Origin of the sequence: Clostridium rhizosphaerae (assembly GCF_016765585.1) — a bacterium.
Lineage (GTDB): Bacteria > Bacillota > Clostridia > Clostridiales > Clostridiaceae > Clostridium_AT > Clostridium_AT rhizosphaerae.
Genome location: NZ_JAESWC010000002.1, coordinates 526,941 through 544,131, shown reverse-complemented (window position 1 = coordinate 544,131; position 17,191 = coordinate 526,941). Strand labels below are relative to the sequence as shown.

At 31.5% G+C, this 17,191-nt stretch carries 15 protein-coding genes; 8 read left to right on the top strand and 7 right to left on the bottom strand.

What is annotated here, in order from left to right:
• Positions 1–20: 20 nt before the first annotated feature.
• Together JK636_RS05860 and JK636_RS05855 are read left to right on the top strand one after the other, a co-directional pair.
• The gene (locus tag JK636_RS05860; protein ID WP_202747887.1) at positions 21–1,373 is read left to right on the top strand and encodes an MATE family efflux transporter; all 1,353 of its coding nucleotides are present in this window, start codon (positions 21–23) and stop codon (positions 1,371–1,373) included.
• Between the two features lie 22 nt (positions 1,374–1,395).
• The gene (locus JK636_RS05855; RefSeq protein WP_202747886.1) at positions 1,396–2,646 is read left to right on the top strand and encodes an MFS transporter; all 1,251 of its coding nucleotides are present in this window, start codon (positions 1,396–1,398) and stop codon (positions 2,644–2,646) included.
• 21 nt (positions 2,647–2,667) lie between these two features.
• On the opposite strand, the gene JK636_RS05850 is transcribed toward JK636_RS05855, so the two are convergent.
• On the bottom strand, positions 2,668–4,539 hold the full coding sequence (locus JK636_RS05850; protein WP_207751700.1) for an LTA synthase family protein: 1,872 nt from the start codon (positions 4,537–4,539) through the stop codon (positions 2,668–2,670).
• Between the two features lie 234 nt (positions 4,540–4,773).
• Between JK636_RS05850 and JK636_RS05845 the strand changes: the two genes are divergently transcribed.
• Positions 4,774–6,192 carry an NCS2 family permease gene (locus tag JK636_RS05845; protein ID WP_202747885.1) on the top strand — a complete coding sequence of 473 codons (1,419 nt, stop codon included), beginning with the start codon at positions 4,774–4,776 and terminating at the stop codon, positions 6,190–6,192.
• Positions 6,193–6,227: 35 nt separating this feature from the next.
• Here the strand turns inward: JK636_RS05845 and JK636_RS05840 are convergent, their stop codons facing one another.
• Positions 6,228–6,380, bottom strand: a complete 153-nt coding sequence (locus JK636_RS05840; RefSeq protein WP_202747884.1) for a hypothetical protein — start codon at positions 6,378–6,380, stop codon at positions 6,228–6,230.
• A gap of 118 nt (positions 6,381–6,498) precedes the next feature.
• On the bottom strand, positions 6,499–6,999 hold the full coding sequence (locus tag JK636_RS05835; RefSeq protein WP_202747883.1) for a QueT transporter family protein: 501 nt from the start codon (positions 6,997–6,999) through the stop codon (positions 6,499–6,501).
• A gap of 304 nt (positions 7,000–7,303) precedes the next feature.
• Between JK636_RS05835 and JK636_RS05830 the strand changes: the two genes are divergently transcribed.
• Both JK636_RS05830 and recX read left to right on the top strand, forming a co-directional pair.
• Positions 7,304–8,551, top strand: a complete 1,248-nt coding sequence (locus tag JK636_RS05830) for a M16 family metallopeptidase (protein ID WP_202747882.1) — start codon at positions 7,304–7,306, stop codon at positions 8,549–8,551.
• Between the two features lie 21 nt (positions 8,552–8,572).
• Positions 8,573–9,217 carry a recombination regulator RecX gene (gene recX / locus JK636_RS05825; protein WP_202747881.1) on the top strand — a complete coding sequence of 215 codons (645 nt, stop codon included), beginning with the start codon at positions 8,573–8,575 and terminating at the stop codon, positions 9,215–9,217.
• A gap of 32 nt (positions 9,218–9,249) precedes the next feature.
• Here recX and JK636_RS05820 read toward each other — a convergent pair whose 3' ends face one another.
• On the bottom strand, positions 9,250–10,470 hold the full coding sequence (locus tag JK636_RS05820; RefSeq protein WP_202747880.1) for a 6-phosphofructokinase: 1,221 nt from the start codon (positions 10,468–10,470) through the stop codon (positions 9,250–9,252).
• A gap of 439 nt (positions 10,471–10,909) precedes the next feature.
• On the opposite strand from JK636_RS05820, the gene JK636_RS05815 reads away from it, so the two are divergent.
• The gene (locus JK636_RS05815; protein WP_202747879.1) at positions 10,910–11,464 is read left to right on the top strand and encodes a hemerythrin domain-containing protein; all 555 of its coding nucleotides are present in this window, start codon (positions 10,910–10,912) and stop codon (positions 11,462–11,464) included.
• A gap of 41 nt (positions 11,465–11,505) precedes the next feature.
• Here JK636_RS05815 and ltaE read toward each other — a convergent pair whose 3' ends face one another.
• Both ltaE and hypF read right to left on the bottom strand, forming a co-directional pair.
• Entirely contained in the window at positions 11,506–12,537 is a 1,032-nt protein-coding gene (gene ltaE, locus JK636_RS05810; RefSeq protein ID WP_202747878.1) for a low-specificity L-threonine aldolase, read from the bottom strand.
• A 252-nt stretch (positions 12,538–12,789) separates the two neighbouring features.
• Positions 12,790–15,111: a carbamoyltransferase HypF gene (gene hypF, locus JK636_RS05805; RefSeq protein ID WP_202747877.1), complete on the bottom strand. Its 2,322-nt coding sequence runs from the start codon at positions 15,109–15,111 to the stop codon at positions 12,790–12,792.
• Between the two features lie 169 nt (positions 15,112–15,280).
• On the opposite strand from hypF, the gene JK636_RS05800 reads away from it, so the two are divergent.
• Together JK636_RS05800 and JK636_RS05795 are read left to right on the top strand one after the other, a co-directional pair.
• Positions 15,281–16,180 (top strand): DMT family transporter, encoded by a 900-nt coding sequence (locus tag JK636_RS05800; protein ID WP_202747876.1) that lies wholly within the window; start codon positions 15,281–15,283, stop codon positions 16,178–16,180.
• Between the two features lie 20 nt (positions 16,181–16,200).
• Positions 16,201–16,815: an NUDIX hydrolase gene (locus JK636_RS05795; RefSeq protein WP_202747875.1), complete on the top strand. Its 615-nt coding sequence runs from the start codon at positions 16,201–16,203 to the stop codon at positions 16,813–16,815.
• Here JK636_RS05795 and JK636_RS05790 read toward each other — a convergent pair.
• Positions 16,805–17,149 (bottom strand): hypothetical protein, encoded by a 345-nt coding sequence (locus tag JK636_RS05790; RefSeq protein WP_202747874.1) that lies wholly within the window; start codon positions 17,147–17,149, stop codon positions 16,805–16,807. The two genes, JK636_RS05795 and JK636_RS05790, sit on opposite strands and share 11 nt — an antisense overlap.
• Positions 17,150–17,191: the final 42 nt, after the last annotated feature.

Genomic DNA, 17,191 nt, shown 5'->3' with positions numbered 1-17,191 from the left:
GATTTACAAGGGGGACAATAATGAATAAGGCTAAAAAGAGAAAAATGAATGTAGTCAGCTTAACGTGGCCAATTTTCATAGAAATATTATTATTTATGCTTCTAGGAAGTGTTGATACATTGATGCTTGGAAAATATTCTGATAATGCTGTAGCTGCAGTAGGGGTTTCTAATCAGCTCATAGGAATGATGAATATTCTTTTTGGAGTACTTTCCACTGGAACTGCAGTTTTAGTAGCTCAAAACTTAGGAGCTCAAAATAAAGAAAGAGCAAGCAAGGTAACTTTAGTATCTTTGTGCTTAAATCTTATTATTGGTGTAGTTTTGAGCTTAACTATGTTTTTGGGAAGTACTTCGATTTTAAGGATTATGAACATAAGAGCAGATTTATTGCAGTATGGAAAGGACTACTTAGGTATTGTTGGTGGATTTTTATTTTTCCAATCAGTGCTTATGACTATAACAGCTGTTGTAAGAAATCACGGTTTGACAAAAATATCCATGTATGTTACTTTAGGAATGAATGTAGTTCATGTAATTCTAGATTATATCTTTATTTTTGGACCATTTGGCCTTCCGGTACTTGGAGTAAAAGGAGTGGCTGTTTCTACTAATATAAGCAAGTTCTTAGGGCTTATTGTAATGCTTTATATACTTTTAACAAAAGTTGAAAAGAATTTAAGCTTTAAGTACTTGCGTCCTTTTCCAAAAGATATATTGAGGGATTTATTAAAGATAGGCATACCAACTGCCGGCGAGCAGCTGTCTTATAATATGTCTCAGCTTGTAGTAACTTATTTTATAAACATGCTCAGCAATGAAGCATTAACTACAAAGGCTTACGTTCAAAATATTGTTATGTTTGCTTATTTATTTGCAGTAGCAATAGGGCAGGGAACAGAAATACTTGTTGGTCATCTGGTAGGAGAAAACAAAAAGGAAAAAGCTTATAAGACATGTTTGAAGAGTTTGAAGCTTGCTATGATTTCTTCACTGGTTATGGCAGGAGTATTTGCTCTCTTTAGAACTCGGCTACTATCAATATTTACACAGAACAAAGACATAATAGCTATAGGGGGAACTATACTTATAATAGATTTCATTCTTGAACCAGGAAGAACTTTCAATCTTGTGGTCATTAATTCTTTGAGAGCTTCTGGAGACGTGAAATTCCCGGTTTATATGGGTATTATGTCCATGTGGGGGGTAAGTGTTTTACTTTCATATATTTTAGGAATTCATTTTGGGTTAGGGCTTGTAGGGATGTGGATATCCTTCGCTTGTGACGAGTGGCTGAGAGGTATATTAATGCTTTGGAGATGGAAATCTAGAAAGTGGGAAAACATGTCTTTTGTTAAAACACAAACTGCATAAGCTTAAATTTAGGGGGAATACAATGAAGAATATTTCCGCAAGTATTAAAGACTTTGGTAAAACAAATTTTCATGCATTGACGCATAAAAACTTTAGATATTATTGGTCTGGGCAGTGTGTGTCACTAATTGGAACTTGGATGCAGAATATAGGTCAATCTTGGTTGGTATTTACTCTAACAGGTTCGCCATTCTTGCTTGGACTTGTTGGAACCATACAGTTTTTGCCTGTAACAGTTTTTTCACTATTTGCAGGAGTTGTTGTAGACAGATTTCCTAAAAAGAAGATTTTACTTATAACACAAAGCATATCAATGATACTTGCCTTTGTTTTATCCTTTTTAGTCTTTACCCATAAAGTCAGATATGAGCATATTCTTATTCTTGCACTATTATTAGGTTTTACAAATACATTAGATATGCCTACAAGGCAAACTTTTATTGTTGAAGTAGTAGGTAAAAAGGATTTGATGAATGCTATTGCATTAAATTCTGCAACATTTAATCTTGCAAGAATTTTAGGTCCTGCAGTAGGTGCAGTTTTAATGAGTAAATTAGGGGCAGCTTGGTGTTTTCTATTAAATGGTTTAAGCTTTGTAGCTGTAATATTTGGTTTGCTGCAAATAGAGCCTATACCATATGTTAGAAAAGAGAAAGATAAAAGCAAAATTATAGATGAAATTAAAGATGGGTTAAAATATATATATAAAACTCCTATTTTGTTTAAAACAGTATTGATGGTAACTGTTATGGGCATATTTGCTTTCAACTACAACGTGCTTCTTCCTGTTTTCACTAAGAACGTTCTTCGCCAATCTGAAGGAACCTATGGATTTTTGATGTCATCACTAGGTATTGGTTCCCTGATTGGGGCGTTAACTGTATCACTAAAAAGCAAATCAGGGCCTAAGACTAGAATTCTGGTTAGGAGCTCTATTATAGTATCTATTTTGCTTGTTTGTACTGGACTTAGCAGATATCAATATTTAACAGCATTAACCTTGGCAGCTACAGGAATATTCAATATTTATTTTTCAACAACTGCAAATTCAACTCTGCAAATTAACTCTGAAGATAAGTACAGAGGAAGAGTGATGAGCGTTTATGCCTTGGTATTTGCTGGAAGTACACCAGTTGGAAATTTTTTTTCTGGAACAACAGCAGATAGATTTGGAGCGGCATGGGCTTTTATAGTCAGTGGTATTATAATATTTATTTTTATAACACTCCTAGCTATGATGCATAAAAACATACAAAAAGAAAAGCTTAGATAAGTTTTTATCTAAGCTTTTCTTTTATTTGCTGTAATTCTTAAAGTAGTTGCTTCTAATAATCTTATCCGCTATATCTATACCTTTTACAGCCTCTTGCTCTTCTTGGTCGCTTGATTTATCACCTATATATTTTCCGCTTGCAAGAACTGCAAAGTTTTTCTTTGTATTTAATAGATTTCTTCCTATTGCTGTACTTTCATAATCAGAAGGATTAATTCCCATCAAGTAAGACAATGTTGGAAATAAATCAACTTGACCACCGATTGTTTTTATTTCCTGACTGTTTAAGTTTTTTGAATACATAATAAGGGGAATTCTCCAATTATTATTATTCCACCAAGACTCTTGAGGAGTTATTTTGGAAACTTCATCATCATAATATTTATGAATTCCCGTATGGTCTCCATAAACAACAAGTACGGTATTATCAAGAGTACCTTCTTTTTCAAGTTTATCAACTAGCAACCCTATGTGCTTGTCAACATAATGAATACTTTGCAAGTACCCGCCCATTTTTGTATCCTCAAGCTTAGGATCAAGCTTCAATTCTCTGTATTGTTTAGGAAGATCAAAAGGGCCATGGCTTGTTAGTGTAACTAGGAAATCATAAAAAGGCTGCTTTTGATTAGCTATAATAGGTTCAACTTGTTTTAAATATGAGCCGTCACTTAACCCAAGCCCTATGGTCTCATCCATATTAAAGTGAGATGAGTCTATAGTCTTTTGAAAACCTATTGAAGTAAGAGCAGGCTGCCAGTTCCAGTAAGAACCTTTGTCTGGATGTATAGCTGTTGTACTATACCCATCCTTTTCCAAAAGCTTAGGCAGAGAATTATAACTGTTATTTGGAAACCTGAAAAATGTACTTCCCCTTCTAATAGGATAAATTGATGTATTTGTCATCAAATCAGCATCTGAGCTTGTACCATTATAAACCTGCTCATGATAATCACTGAAATACAAGCTGTTTTTAAGCAGTTTATTGATATTTGGTGTAATTTCCTGATTATTTATTTTTTGATTTATAACGAAGTTTTCAAGGGATTCAACCTGTAAAACAATTAAATTCTTGCCCTTAAATAAGCCTTTATATTCATTATCAGGCAGGTTTTCTTTCTTCGCATTAAACCAATCCTTTATTTCAGCTTTGTCCTTTTCAGACATCTCAAAAGGTTTGTTATCCAGCCAGAAATTATATCCGTCATATATATGGTAGCCAATTGGAGACAAATTAGCCATAGTTTGATTAGGAGTCCAGCAAATTCTGAACAGTATAGTTTTTTGTCCTTTTTCAACTATGTCAATTTTATAATGTGCAAACCAAATGTAGGCTACTGATATTAATGATATAGTAATAAATAATAATGGTAACCTTCTATGATTTTTGTAAGCTTTCTTAAATATTAAAGCTAAAGGTATAAGCACGAATATATCTATAAAAAATAGTATATCAATACCTCTCATCATCGAAACTATATCACTAGATAGGTTGTCCAAATTTGTTGCCTGATCAAATACATGCAAGGTTATAAAGCTATTAAAACCTCTGTAATACCATAAATCTGATACTAAAAGTATAGTAAATAAAATATTGAAAATAATTAAATACCAAACATGAGCTCTTTTCTTAAATAAAAACGAAAAAGACAAAAATACTGCTATAAAGCATACATAAACCAATATATGAGGATCTCCATAAAAAGCCCAGGCAGGATTTAATTTGATTGCCTTATCACTATTTATTAATAAGACAAAGAAAATAGATTTTAAAAGTAGGGTTATTAAGGTTATATAAAAAAATATATCCTTAGCAAGAAAAAGTAAATTTTCTTTAAGTATATTTTTTAATCCTCCTTTAGATTCATAATCTGTTTTTTTAATTGTGTGTAACAAAAATTTCAACTCCTTTATACAAATACATAATGAAATTATACAATAAGCTTTGCAAGTCGACAATAATAATATTTTGGAAGCATTATAAATGGTTTATTTCTGTAAATTGATACATATAATTTAATGGGGACATGTATTATTTGCTGGCAATGGTTTTAGTGGAAAAGTAAATTGTTTTTAGAAGGGAGGGTAGAAAAAATAGTAATATAGTAAAATAATTTAGGGGGAGTTTTGATGAAAGATTATTTTAAACTGGAGGAAAACAACACCACGGTAAAGACGGAAATTATTGCTGGAGTAACGACTTTTATTACAATGGCTTACATTATATTTGTAAATCCTCAAATACTAGGGCAGGCAGGGATGAATGGAAAAGGTCTTATGTTTGGGGATGTGGCCAAAGCTGGGCTTACAGTAGCTAACGATCCAATTATAGGATCAGTTTTTGTAGCAACAGTTTTATCTGCAATTATTGGAACCTTAGTTATGGGTCTTGTTGCTAATGTTCCATTTGCACAGGCAGCAGGAATGGGTATGAATGCCTTCTTCACATTTTATGTGGTTGGAGCAGCTAAATATTCATGGAAAGCTGCTTTAGCAGCAGTATTTATTTGCGGTCTTATTAATATTTTTATAACTGTTACAAAGATAAGAATAGCAATCGTAAATGCTATTCCTGAATCATTAAAAAATGCTATCGGTGCTGGAATTGGGCTATTTATTGCTCTTATAGGCTTTAAAGAAGCTGGGATTGTTGCTTCAGATGCTGCAACACTAGTTAAGTTTGGTGATATAAGAAATCCAGGAACTCTTCTTGCAGTATTTGGATTAATTTTAACTACAGCACTTATGGTTAAAAGAGTAAAAGGATCTATACTTCTTGGAATTATTGCCACAACAATAGTAGGAGTTATAGCCCAGGCTTTCTTTGGTGCTAAACTTAATATTTTTCTTCCGGAATCCTTTAATATAGTTTCACTTCCGCCAAGCTTAAGCCATACCTTCTTAAAACTTGACTTTACACAATTATTCTCAGCTAAAACAGGAATACTTACTGCTATAACAATAATTGTTTCTTTTAGCTTAGTAGATACCTTCGATACAATTGGAACTTTTATTGGTACAGGTGCTAAAACAGGTATGTTTGATGAAAAAAATGACGTTCCTAAAAAAGGAATGTTTCCAAGAAAAATTGATAAAGCTTTATTTGCTGATGCCACAGCTACATCCATTGGAGCGCTTCTTGGAACAAGTAACGTAACTACTTATGTTGAGAGTGCTGCAGGTATAAGTGAAGGGGGAAGAACAGGTCTAACTTCAGTTGTTGTTGCAATATGTTTCTTCTTAGCACTGTTCCTATCTCCCCTTGTTGGTATAGTTCCAGCCCAGGCAACTGCACCGGCTTTAATAATAGTTGGTGTTCTTATGATAAGTTCAATTATGAGAATTGACTTTGACAATTTTGAAGAAGCACTACCGGCTTTCCTGACGCTTGTTATGATGCCTTTTACTTATAGTATAGCTAATGGCATAGCTGCTGGCTTTATATTTTACACAATAGTAAAAATAGTTAAAGGAAAAGCAAAAGAAGTACATCCAATTATGTATATCTTTGCAATACTATTTATATTGAAATTTGCTCTTCAAGTATAATTAAAATCCGATTGGCGGTGTGCCAATCGGATTTTTTAGGGATAAGATAAAATAATTATATTTTGATCATAATTATTAAAGTATTTTATGTCAGTTTCCTTATTTTTTACGTAACCTAAGTAAATAAGTAAAGCTTCAATAAGCAATATTAAAACTAGTACAGCTACTATTTTTAAAAACTTAGACATTATACTCCCCCTAAAAATACTTTGTTAAATATTTCTTTCAATATAGTTTATGAAGGAGTTTTTAATAATAGATATAGTATACATATATTGTCAATATAAAGTTTCTAAAAATATAAAGCTAAAATACTTTACTGAAATAGTTTTTAAGTCTTGGATTTTTCTCTATAATAACAAGCAGAGGAAGTCCGAGAACATAGCATACGACAAGCTCGCCAAAGGCAACCTGAAGCGCTGGAATTATAAAAGGTATTTTGGCAGTATAACTTATGAGTAACCCAATTACAACACCATTAACAATTACTGCAGGAAGGGGAGCAAGATATCTTTTGAATCTTAAGTTGCTTTTTCCGATATAATAGGTAATAATTGCAGCGATAAGAGTTGCAAAGGAACCAAAAATCATATCTAATGGTCCAATTGGGCTTAAGATATTTGCTGCTATACAGCCTATAAAAAGTCCATAAATAGGAAAACTTGAAAAGAAAGGCAGAATCGTGAGAGCCTCAGAAGCTCTAAACTGGATTTCTCCGTAGCTGAATGGTGCTAAAAATAGAGTAAGTACAGCATAAACAGCACCAATTAAAGCCGCAGTTACAATTTTACGTGTTTTAAAATTCATTTTATATACCTCCTAGTTTTGTTTATAGACAGGATGGTTACGAACTGTCTTTAATTAAACATTTTAATACTTGTACATTTTAACAAGGTTTTAAAAGTAAGTCAATTTTATTAAGAAATTAATAACATTTTTATTTACATACAATGTAAAAGCTCTAATACATTAATGATGTCCTAAAAATCCTTGACGATTGGATATTTTGTGACATCATTAATGTGAGAACTTTATTGCATTATATATATATTGTATTATAATAATTAAGTATTAAGCACAGCTTTGTTAATTTGTTAGTTAAGGAGATAGTATGGAAAATAAGATATTTGATACTGAAACAAAAATTTTACATAATGGATTAAAGGTAATTACAATAAAGAGGAATACACAAATAACTTCTATTCATATAGGAATAAATGTTGGATCAGTTATTGAGAAGGCAAGGAACAGAGGTGTATCTCACTTTATAGAACATATGCTTTATAAAGGTACAAAAAATAGAAATAATGAAGAACTTAATGATGCTCTTGAAAAAAGGGGAGGAGAATATAACGCTTATACTGATTATACCTGCACGGTATATGGTATTACGGCACTAAGTGAAGAGTTAGAACCTTCTCTTGAAATACTCTCAGATATGATTATAAACTCTACCTTTCCAGAAGAAGAAATAGAAAAGGAAAGAGGAGTTATATTAGCAGAGATAAGAACAAGCAGAGATGATATAGAAGATTATAGTTTTAATAAAATAAATGAGATAGCGTTCAATAAAAGTGCGCTGAGATATGATATCTTAGGAGAAGAAAAAACTGTTAAAAGACTTAACAGACAGCAGCTAGTTGAGTTTTATAATAGATATTATGTTCCCAATAACTGTAACATAACAATTGTATCTCCTTATGAGCATGAAGAGGTTTTAGAACTTGTAAATAAATATTTTTCCCTATGGCAATATGGAAAGTTAGAAAAGGAAAAAATTATAACTGAAGATAATATAGAAATAAAAAAGACTACTTATAAAGAGAATATAGAGCAGAGTACTATTATTTATGCTTTTACTTTTCATGGTTTTAGCAAGCTCGAAGAATTGGCTCTAAAAATTTTAAATCATAAGTTTGGAGAAAGTGCAAACTCCATTCTTTTCAGGGAATTGAGAGAAGAAAAAGGTTTAGCTTATGATGTGTATTCCCAGCTTGATATGACAAGCCATGTCAAAACTCTTTATATTTATACAGCTGTTGGGGCTGATAGTATAGAAGAGGCTTTAAGCACCATAGATAGCTGCATTGCTAAAATTAAAAATAGGGAAATAGACTTTAATGAGGAAACAGTAAATTTAATGAAAAAGGTGTTAAAAACTGCAGTTGCTGCTACCTTGGAAGATTCAACAGATCTTGGAAATTATGTTCTTCATCAGAGTCTTGAGGAAGAAAGTATATATGAATTTGTAGAGGATATGAAAAACTTGGAGATAATTAAAATGCAGCATATTTATGATGTTGCAAACAAGGTGTTTAGTAAACCAGCAATCCATATTTTAACTTCAAGGTCTAGTTAAAGAAAGGTAATACTAATAGTTATGAAAAATATTATAACAAAAATAGAAACTCAAAAGAAAAACGTAGATAGGGTAAATATTTATATTAATTATGAATATACTTTTTCCTGTAGTGCAGAACTTGTTTACATACATAAGCTAAAGGTAAATGAAGAGGTTGACGTAGATAAGCTCAAAGAGATTGTAGATGGGGATAACTTTTTAAAATGTAAAAGTACTGCCTTAAAGATAATAGAAAGAAGTTATAAAACAGAAAAGCAGATATATGACAAGTTAATAGAAAAGGAATATGAAGAAGCACATGTACAAAAGGCTATAGAATTTTTGAAAAGCTATAATTTTATAAATGATGAGGAGTACGTTAGGCTTTATATTAATGATAAAATAAAATCTCAGGGAAGAAATAAAATAAAATATGATTTGATAAAAAAGGGTATATCAGAATATATTATTGAGGATAAACTTGGAAGTACAGATAAAGATATTGGAGAAGCAGCAGCACTAAATCTTGCTGAAAAAAAGTATAGAAGTCTTGTTAAGAGTGAGAGTGATAAAAGAAAGCTCCATAAAAAGCTTAGTGAATTTATGCTCAGAAAAGGATATTCATGGGGAGAAGTTAAATCAGTATTAAATAATTTATTCAAAGATGATGATAGCTATGAATAAAATAAGCTGATGGACCAAAGAGGTCCATCAGCTTATTTTTTAAGCATTGTATAGCTTGGAAGGCCATTTTCAGTGGGAATAACCGGAGAACCTTGTATAAGAGGGAGGATATAATCAACAGCCTCTTTACTAATTCCATTACCTTCTTTATTGATCCAAGTTTTTGGGAAATATTTCACATGATTTGCAACTTTAGAAGGTTCAACTAATATTGTATCAGATTTATAAGGTTCATTCTGAAGTCTTCTTATAGCAACCATATATCCAGTAATGCCTTCAGAGGAATATTTAACTGCTTTTCTTCCTACATTATAGGCTTCATCTATATCTGTTAAAGAAGAGCAGTGCATTGCTGAACGCTGGGTAACTCCAAGTTCTAATGTTTTAACACGGGAGGTTATTCCGCTTTCTACTATAAGATTTTTTAAGCTTCCGCACACTCCGCCAAGTTGTGCATGACCAAAGTTATCATGAAGCTGACTTGAGGTTGAGGTAGCAACAAATTCTCCATTTTCATATTTAATTCCCTCAGAGGCAACTATAAATACTTGATTTTGATCTTCAAATCTTTGTCGTACATCAGATATAAATTTTTCCTTTGAAAAAGGAGCTTCAGGAAGATAAATAAAATCAACAATACTTCGTCCATTTATTTTTGCAAGTGCTGCACTGGCAGTGAGCCATCCGGTGTCTCTTCCCATAGTTTCTACTATAAAAATACCATTATTTATATATACAGAAGAATCTAAATAGCTTTCTAAAATAGTGGTTGCTATGAATTTTGCAGCACTACCAAAACCAGGAGTATGATCAGTTTCCATTAAATCATTGTCAATAGTTTTTGGGATACCTAATACTTTAACATCTATGTTTTTAAGCTTAGTATACTCACTAAGAGCTCTCACTGTATCCATAGAGTCGTTTCCGCCAATATAGAAAAATGTTTTTATATTATACTCTTCAAAGATTTTAATTAAATTTTCGTATTCTGAGCTGTCACATTTATAATCTTTCATTTTATATCTGCAGGAACCCAATGCAGAGGAGGGAGTATATTTTAATCCTTTAAGTTTATCATAAGGAATAGCTGATAAATTTTTAAGTTTTTTATTTAGTATGCCTTCTATACCATTTATACCAGCATAAATATTATCATAAGAATTACAATTCAAAGCTTCATCTAAAACTCCCATAAAGGAAGCATTTATTACAGACGTAGGTCCACCTGATTGAGCAACTAAACAATTATTCATTATTTTATCTCTCCTTCAAATTTTCTAAAAGTGCTATACTATAAGATTAATAGTGCATTTAATTTTATTATTTTAATAAAATAAACTTATTTACTGATTAATTGTAATATATTATATATGTGTAATCAATATATTTAGTTATAAAAGTTTCTAAAGTGCTATACTAAATACTGAATAATATATTTTAGGTTGCAGTAAATTATTAATATTAATCTTGAAATAAAGGAATATTTAAGTCATGCTGATAAAAACTATACTAAGGTTAAAGGTCTAAATGACCTTTAACGAGTAATTTTTGAGCGGGAGCGAGAGTTTTAAATTACTCAGTGCTTCCAGATGTAAGGAGGTAAAAGTCCTAAATGGACTTTCACGAGCAATTAGCGAGCAGGAGCGAGAAATCTTTAATTGCTCAGTGCTTCCGACTATAAGGAGGAACAAAATGGATGCAATAGATCTAATGGTAAGTGAACACAAAAATATCAAAAGAATGCTTAAAGTTATTCGAAGTATGTGTATAAAGGTGCTTAATAATGATGAGGTCGACTACCAAGATTTTGATAAGGTTATTGATTTTGTTAGAAATTATGCTGACAAACACCATCATGCAAAGGAAGAGAATATACTTTTCAAAAAAATGCAGCAGAATCTAGACGAAAGTATAGCAAAAGGTCCTGTTGCGGCAATGTTTGCTGAACATGACCAAGGAAGATTCTTTATATCAAACCTTGAGAATGCACTAGAAAAATATAAAGCTGGGGATAAAGATTCTAAAGTAGATATAATTGCTAATTCAATTTGCTATACTGATTTATTAAACAGACATATTGATAAAGAAGATACTGCAATTTATTCTTTTGCTAAGAGAGCGCTGAGTAAAGAAGCTCTAGAAGAAGTAGAACAAAAATGCAAAGAGGTAGAAAGTACTGCAAAGGAGCAAAAAAAGCAGGAAAAATATATGACCTTAGTTGAAGAATTTGAAAAGAAGTATTTATAAAAACAGCTGAAGTACTAAAGTGTGCTTCAGCTGTTTTTACATTATTTATTTTCGAGTATATTTTTAAATGTATCAATTACATAATTTATATCTTCTCTAGAAACCCAATAATTAGTAAGAAATCTAAATTCACCATTTTCTGACGGACTGATTTTTATACCCTTATTATAAAATTCCTGTACTAATTTATCATGATCATATTTGATTTCAGAAGCATCAAAGAATACCATATCAATATGTACATCATCTATTTTTACCTTTATGGAAGGTATTTTTGAAAGCTCTTCTGCCAGGTATTTTGCGTTTTCATGATCCTCTTTTAATCTTCCTGTCATTTCTCTGAGAGCCACAAGTCCTGCCGCAGCTAAAAAACCTGCCTGCCTAAGGCCACCACCCATAAGTTTTCTTCCTTTGCGGGCACTATCTACAAAATTTTTGCTTCCTGCCAGAATTGAACCAACAGGCGCACACAGGCCTTTAGAAAGACAAAACATTACTGAGTCACAATATTTGGTCACATCCTTCACAGGTACATTAAGATATGTACTAGCATTAAAAAGTCTTGCTCCATCAAGATGCACAGGAAGATTATGTTTTCTTGCTATAGCATATATTTTTTCCATATTATCTAATGAAATTACTCTGCCATTTGAATGTGCGTTTTCAAGACAAATAAGTCCTGTACTAGGAAAATGGATATCTTCACCTCGTATTTTGGATTCTACTTCTAGGGGATTTAATTCTCCTTTTACGCTATTTAAAGTTCTGAGCTGAACACCTGCTATAACTGCAGAAGCCCCAACTTCATGAACAACTATATGGCTATCGTCACCTACTATAACTTCATCGCCTCGTCTGCAGTGAGTTAAAAGAGCAAGCTGATTTCCAAAAGTTCCGCTTGGTACAAATATTGCAGCTTCTTTACCCACAAGTTCTGCTGCATAGGCTTCAAGTTCTATCACAGTTGGATCATCAGCGTATACATCATCTCCAACTTCTGCATTATACATAGCATCTCTCATCGCTTTAGTAGGTACTGTTACAGTATCGCTTCTTAAATCTATAAATCTCATAATAAACCTCCTGAAAAATATTACTATAATATTATAAATCTTTTTATTATTATATTAAAGCAAAAAAGCAAATGACTGGTGGAAGATAAAAGGGGGTTGCCACCAGTCATTTACTCTAAGTAAGGGTGTATATAATGGGGAGGAACATATGAAAATGATATATTTCAAATACAACATTAATTAGTTGAAATCTTCATTTCATATTAGTATAATATGCTGAAAGCAATAAGTTGCTACAGATTTTATATATTTCTACAAATTATGTTTAAGTCTTTCATTAGCTATAACAATTTGCCCAAAGGAAATACCTCCATCATTAATAGGGATAGATTTATTTGTATATACAGCAAAGCCATCTTCTTTAAGTCTTTTAACTACATTCACTAAAAGGTAAGAGTTTTGAAAAACGCCGCCGCTTAATGCAACTTCGTTAATGTTTGTTTTATTACGAATTAATGAGCATATATTATAAGTAATCTCAACTATTGTATTATGAAATTTCGCGCTGATTTCACTACTTTCAACATTATTAATTTTATCCTTTATAATAGATAAAATAGTTTCATAAGGCTCAATAATGTAAGATTCATCCTCATAAACTATATTAAAAGGATAATATCCTGTGACTGTTTTATTAATGATATTCTCTAGTTCTATTGATGCTTGGCCTTCGTAGGTTACTGCTTGATTTATTCCTATTATGCTTGATACTGCATCAAAAAGCCTTCCCATACTTGAGGTTTTTATATTATTTAAAGAGCTTTCAAGTATTTTTATAAGGTTTAATCCTTTATCAGCAAAAAGAATTTTGATTAGAGCATTAAGCTCATAATTTTTTTTAAATTCATTATTGGGGATCCTTTTATAAGCTTCATGTACATAGGAAGCACCCATCCTCCAGGGCTCTTTAATAGCCATCTCGCCTCCTGGCATTTTAATATAATCTAAATGAGCAAGTCTTTTAAAATCTAAAGTATCACAAATAAAAAACTCACCGCCCCACAAGGTTCCATCTGTTCCATAGCCTGTACCATCAAAAGCAATACCAATAACCTTGCTTTTTATTTTATTTTCAGCCAAGCAGCTAGCTATATGAGCATGATGATGCTGGATTCCTATCTTAGGAGTAACATAGTCCTCCGAATAAATTGTTGAAGCGTAATCAGGATGAAGATCGAAGGCTAAGTATTTTGGATGAAAAGAAAAAATATTTTTTAAGTGCTCTATATTTCTGCTATAGTGTTCAATTGTTTCTAAGTTTTCTAAATCTCCATTATGCTGACTCATAAATATAAAGTTTTCCTTGCCTATGCTGAAGGTGTTTTTCATGTTTGGGCCGCAAGCTAAAATTTCTTCTATATCTTCATATTTAAAAGGATCCGGGGCATAGCCTCTTGCTCGCCTAATAATCATTTCCTCATCATTTATAACTTTTACTACTGAATCATCCACAGGTATATATATATCCCTATTATGAAAAAGAAAATAGTCAACTATAGAAGACAAGTTCTTTATAGCAGAATCGTTATTAAATTCTAGAGGAAGACTATAAAAATTCGCACTTGTCATAATCATGATATCCATGCCTTCATTAAACAACAGTTCATGAAGTGGAGTATATGGAAGCATTACTCCTAAAGTATTTTGATTTGGAGCAATAGCCTCAGTTAAGGAGAAATCCTGCTTTTGATTTAGCAGTACAATAGGTTTTTTTATTCCTGTTAACAAACTTTCTTCTCTAGTGTTTACATGACAATATTTTTTTACTATATCTAAGTTTTTAGCCATTACTGCAAAAGGTTTATGAGGTCTGTGCTTTCTTTCCCTTAATAGTTTAACGGCTTCTTCATTATAAGCATCACAGCATAAATGAAACCCAGTTAAGCCTTTTATTGCAAAAATTTTACCTTCCTTAAGCTTTTTAACAGCCCATTTAAGTGTATTTAAGCTTCTAGGTATACTTGATTCATAATTAATGTTTAATTCAGACCCATTAGCATCAGTAATCCATATATGAGGTCCGCAATCATCACATGCATTAGGCTGAGCATGAAACCTTCTGTTTGAAGGATCTTTGTACTCACTCATGCAAAGACAACACATTTTAAATTTTTTCATAGTTGTTTTATCTCTATCATAGGGAATAGATTTTATTATTGAAAACCTTGGACCGCAATTTGTACAGTTAGTAAAAGGATAACCATATCGCCTGTTGTTTGGATTAAGTATATCTTTTCTGCACTCTTCGCAAGTCGCCATATCAGGGGATATTAGAGTGATATTACTTTCATCTCGTTCACTTTCTTTTATAGTAAATGCGGCATAATCCGCAGGAGTCATTTCTTCAGTAATAATATTTTCAATTCGAGAGAGAGGTGGCGGATTATCCTTAAGTTCAGTCAAAAATTTATCGATGTCATAAGATTGACCTTCTAAATCGATGTAAACGCCTTCTGAATTATTGTTTACCCAGCCCTTTAAATTTAGAGAGGCTGCAAGATTATAAACAAAAGGTCTGAATCCTACACCCTGAACAATTCCTAAAACTTTAATAAAAACTCTTCTAAGATTCATGTAAATTACCTGCCTTTGCCTTTGTAGAATATATATAAATTATATGAAACTTTTGAATAAACTTAAAGATAAAGAATAATAAAACTTTATATATTATTGAAGTTAAGTATATATGTTATATAATATTTATTGTGATGTTATAAATTATTTCAAATTGCAGGGGGTAAGAATGGATAATAAAAGACTTGCACATGTTTTAGCGATCTTAATAATGTTGATTTGGGGTGTATCTTATTTAAGTATTAAAGTAGTAGTTCTTGAAATAAATCCTGTTTTATCTGCGTTCTATAGATTTTTTATTGCTTCTATAATACTTTTTATAATTCTAAAGAAAAAGTATCCGGATGAAAAAATACTCAAAGAGGATAGAATAAGAATGGCCCTTGGAGGATTTTTCGGAGTAGCACTATATTTTTTCTTTGAAAATTATTCAGTGCTTTTTACATCAGCGTCAAATGTAGCCATATTAATATCCTCTATTCCTCTTTTCACACTAATAATACAAAGAATTTTGTTCAAAGAAAGGCTTACTTTATGGAAAGTACTTGGAGCTTGTTTAAGTGCAGCAGGTATAGTAATAATAATAGTTTCTAAAGAAAGAATAAGTCTATTCTCAAAGGGTACATTAGGTGATATGATGGCAATAGCCTCAGCTTTATGCTGGGTTGTATACAACGTTATTACAAGCAGATTTAAAGGAAGTTATAAAAGTATAACTATAACTACATATCAAGGTATCTGGGGATGTTTATTTTTAAGTCCTGCTTTGCTGTTTAGCAAATTATCTATTCCTTCTGCAAAAGCTGGCATCAATTTGTTGTTTTTAGCGGTATTTTGCTCATGTATTGCTTATGTAATGTATATTTATTGTTTAGAGCATTTAGGAGCAACAATGATTTCAACTTATATAAATCTTCAGCCTATTATAAGTCTCATATCAGCATATCTTATTTTAAAGGAAAGTATTAATATTTGGCAGATAGTTGGATCTATCGTTATAATACTAGGAGTATTTATGGTCAGCTTTGGTGATAAGTTTAGCAGAGATAAATTTAAGCAATTAGTGTAGCAATTTTGTGAGGTGGTTCAATGATTAATGAAATTAAGAATTTATTTAATAATAGACCTGCAAATATAATGGGAAATTATAAAAAAAATGCAGTAATGCTCCTTCTTAGTGAGGAAGAAAATGAAACTTATATAATTTTTGAAGTTAGAGCCTTTGGTTTAAGGCACCAGCCAGGAGACATATGCCTTCCTGGAGGTAAAATCGAAGGAGGAGAAACACCCAGGGAAGCTGCAGTCAGAGAGACATTAGAAGAGCTCAATTTATTAGAAGATGACATAGAGTATATAGGTGAGATGGATTATTTTATAAGTCCTTATGGAAGTATTATGTATCCTTTTATAGCAAAACTTAAAACTAAACGTATTAATCCTAATAAAGATGAAGTTGATCATATTTTTAAGGTTCCTTTAAAATATTTTTTAAGCAGCGACCCGCAGTTTTATGAAATGGAAGTAGGTCCAAATTTAAAAGAGGATTTTCCTTATCATCTTGTAAAAGGAGGAAAAAACTATAAATTCAGCAGAGGTAAGCTAAATCAATACTTTTATAAGTATGACAATTATGTCATATGGGGTTTTACAGCAATGATAGTTAAAAATTTTATTGATATAATAAAAAAGGAAGCTAAATTTTAGACTTCCTTTTTGCTCCAGATATTGCTATTGAAACAACCATTAAAACCAGGTATGCTATAACGTAAACAGCAGATATGAGCCCTGTTCCATAATAATACTTTAGGTAAATAAATATACCTAGTGAAACTATAGACCAAAATAAGAAAATATAAGACATTTTATTGTTCTTGTCTCGCCAAGTATCTGGATCTTTCATTTTGCCAATTATCTTGTCTCTATTCGAATTTCCTTCAGAAGTATTTGAAACTATAACCTTAAAATAAAATAAAAATATTATAGATAAAACAGTAACTGCTAGAAAAAAATAAGAGAGAGATGAGCTTGTCAAATTCATATATACTCCTCCAATCATTTTTTATTGTACATATAGTATATC

What these genes read in the sequence shown, in the direction of transcription:
- JK636_RS05790 (WP_202747874.1), bottom strand. Translation starts at nt 17,149, where the DNA reads ATGAATTTGACAAGCTCATCTCTCTCTTATTTTTTTCTAGCAGTTACT.
- JK636_RS05815 (WP_202747879.1), top strand. Translation starts at nt 10,910, where the DNA reads ATGGATGCAATAGATCTAATGGTAAGTGAACACAAAAATATCAAAAGA.
- recX (WP_202747881.1), top strand. Translation starts at nt 8,573, where the DNA reads ATGAAAAATATTATAACAAAAATAGAAACTCAAAAGAAAAACGTAGAT.
- ltaE (WP_202747878.1), bottom strand. Translation starts at nt 12,537, where the DNA reads ATGAGATTTATAGATTTAAGAAGCGATACTGTAACAGTACCTACTAAA.
- hypF (WP_202747877.1), bottom strand. Translation starts at nt 15,111, where the DNA reads ATGAATCTTAGAAGAGTTTTTATTAAAGTTTTAGGAATTGTTCAGGGT.
- JK636_RS05845 (WP_202747885.1), top strand. Translation starts at nt 4,774, where the DNA reads ATGAAAGATTATTTTAAACTGGAGGAAAACAACACCACGGTAAAGACG.
- JK636_RS05840 (WP_202747884.1), bottom strand. Translation starts at nt 6,380, where the DNA reads ATGTCTAAGTTTTTAAAAATAGTAGCTGTACTAGTTTTAATATTGCTT.
- JK636_RS05820 (WP_202747880.1), bottom strand. Translation starts at nt 10,470, where the DNA reads ATGAATAATTGTTTAGTTGCTCAATCAGGTGGACCTACGTCTGTAATA.
- JK636_RS05860 (WP_202747887.1), top strand. Translation starts at nt 21, where the DNA reads ATGAATAAGGCTAAAAAGAGAAAAATGAATGTAGTCAGCTTAACGTGG.
- JK636_RS05830 (WP_202747882.1), top strand. Translation starts at nt 7,304, where the DNA reads ATGGAAAATAAGATATTTGATACTGAAACAAAAATTTTACATAATGGA.
- JK636_RS05795 (WP_202747875.1), top strand. Translation starts at nt 16,201, where the DNA reads ATGATTAATGAAATTAAGAATTTATTTAATAATAGACCTGCAAATATA.
- JK636_RS05835 (WP_202747883.1), bottom strand. Translation starts at nt 6,999, where the DNA reads ATGAATTTTAAAACACGTAAAATTGTAACTGCGGCTTTAATTGGTGCT.
- JK636_RS05800 (WP_202747876.1), top strand. Translation starts at nt 15,281, where the DNA reads ATGGATAATAAAAGACTTGCACATGTTTTAGCGATCTTAATAATGTTG.
- JK636_RS05855 (WP_202747886.1), top strand. Translation starts at nt 1,396, where the DNA reads ATGAAGAATATTTCCGCAAGTATTAAAGACTTTGGTAAAACAAATTTT.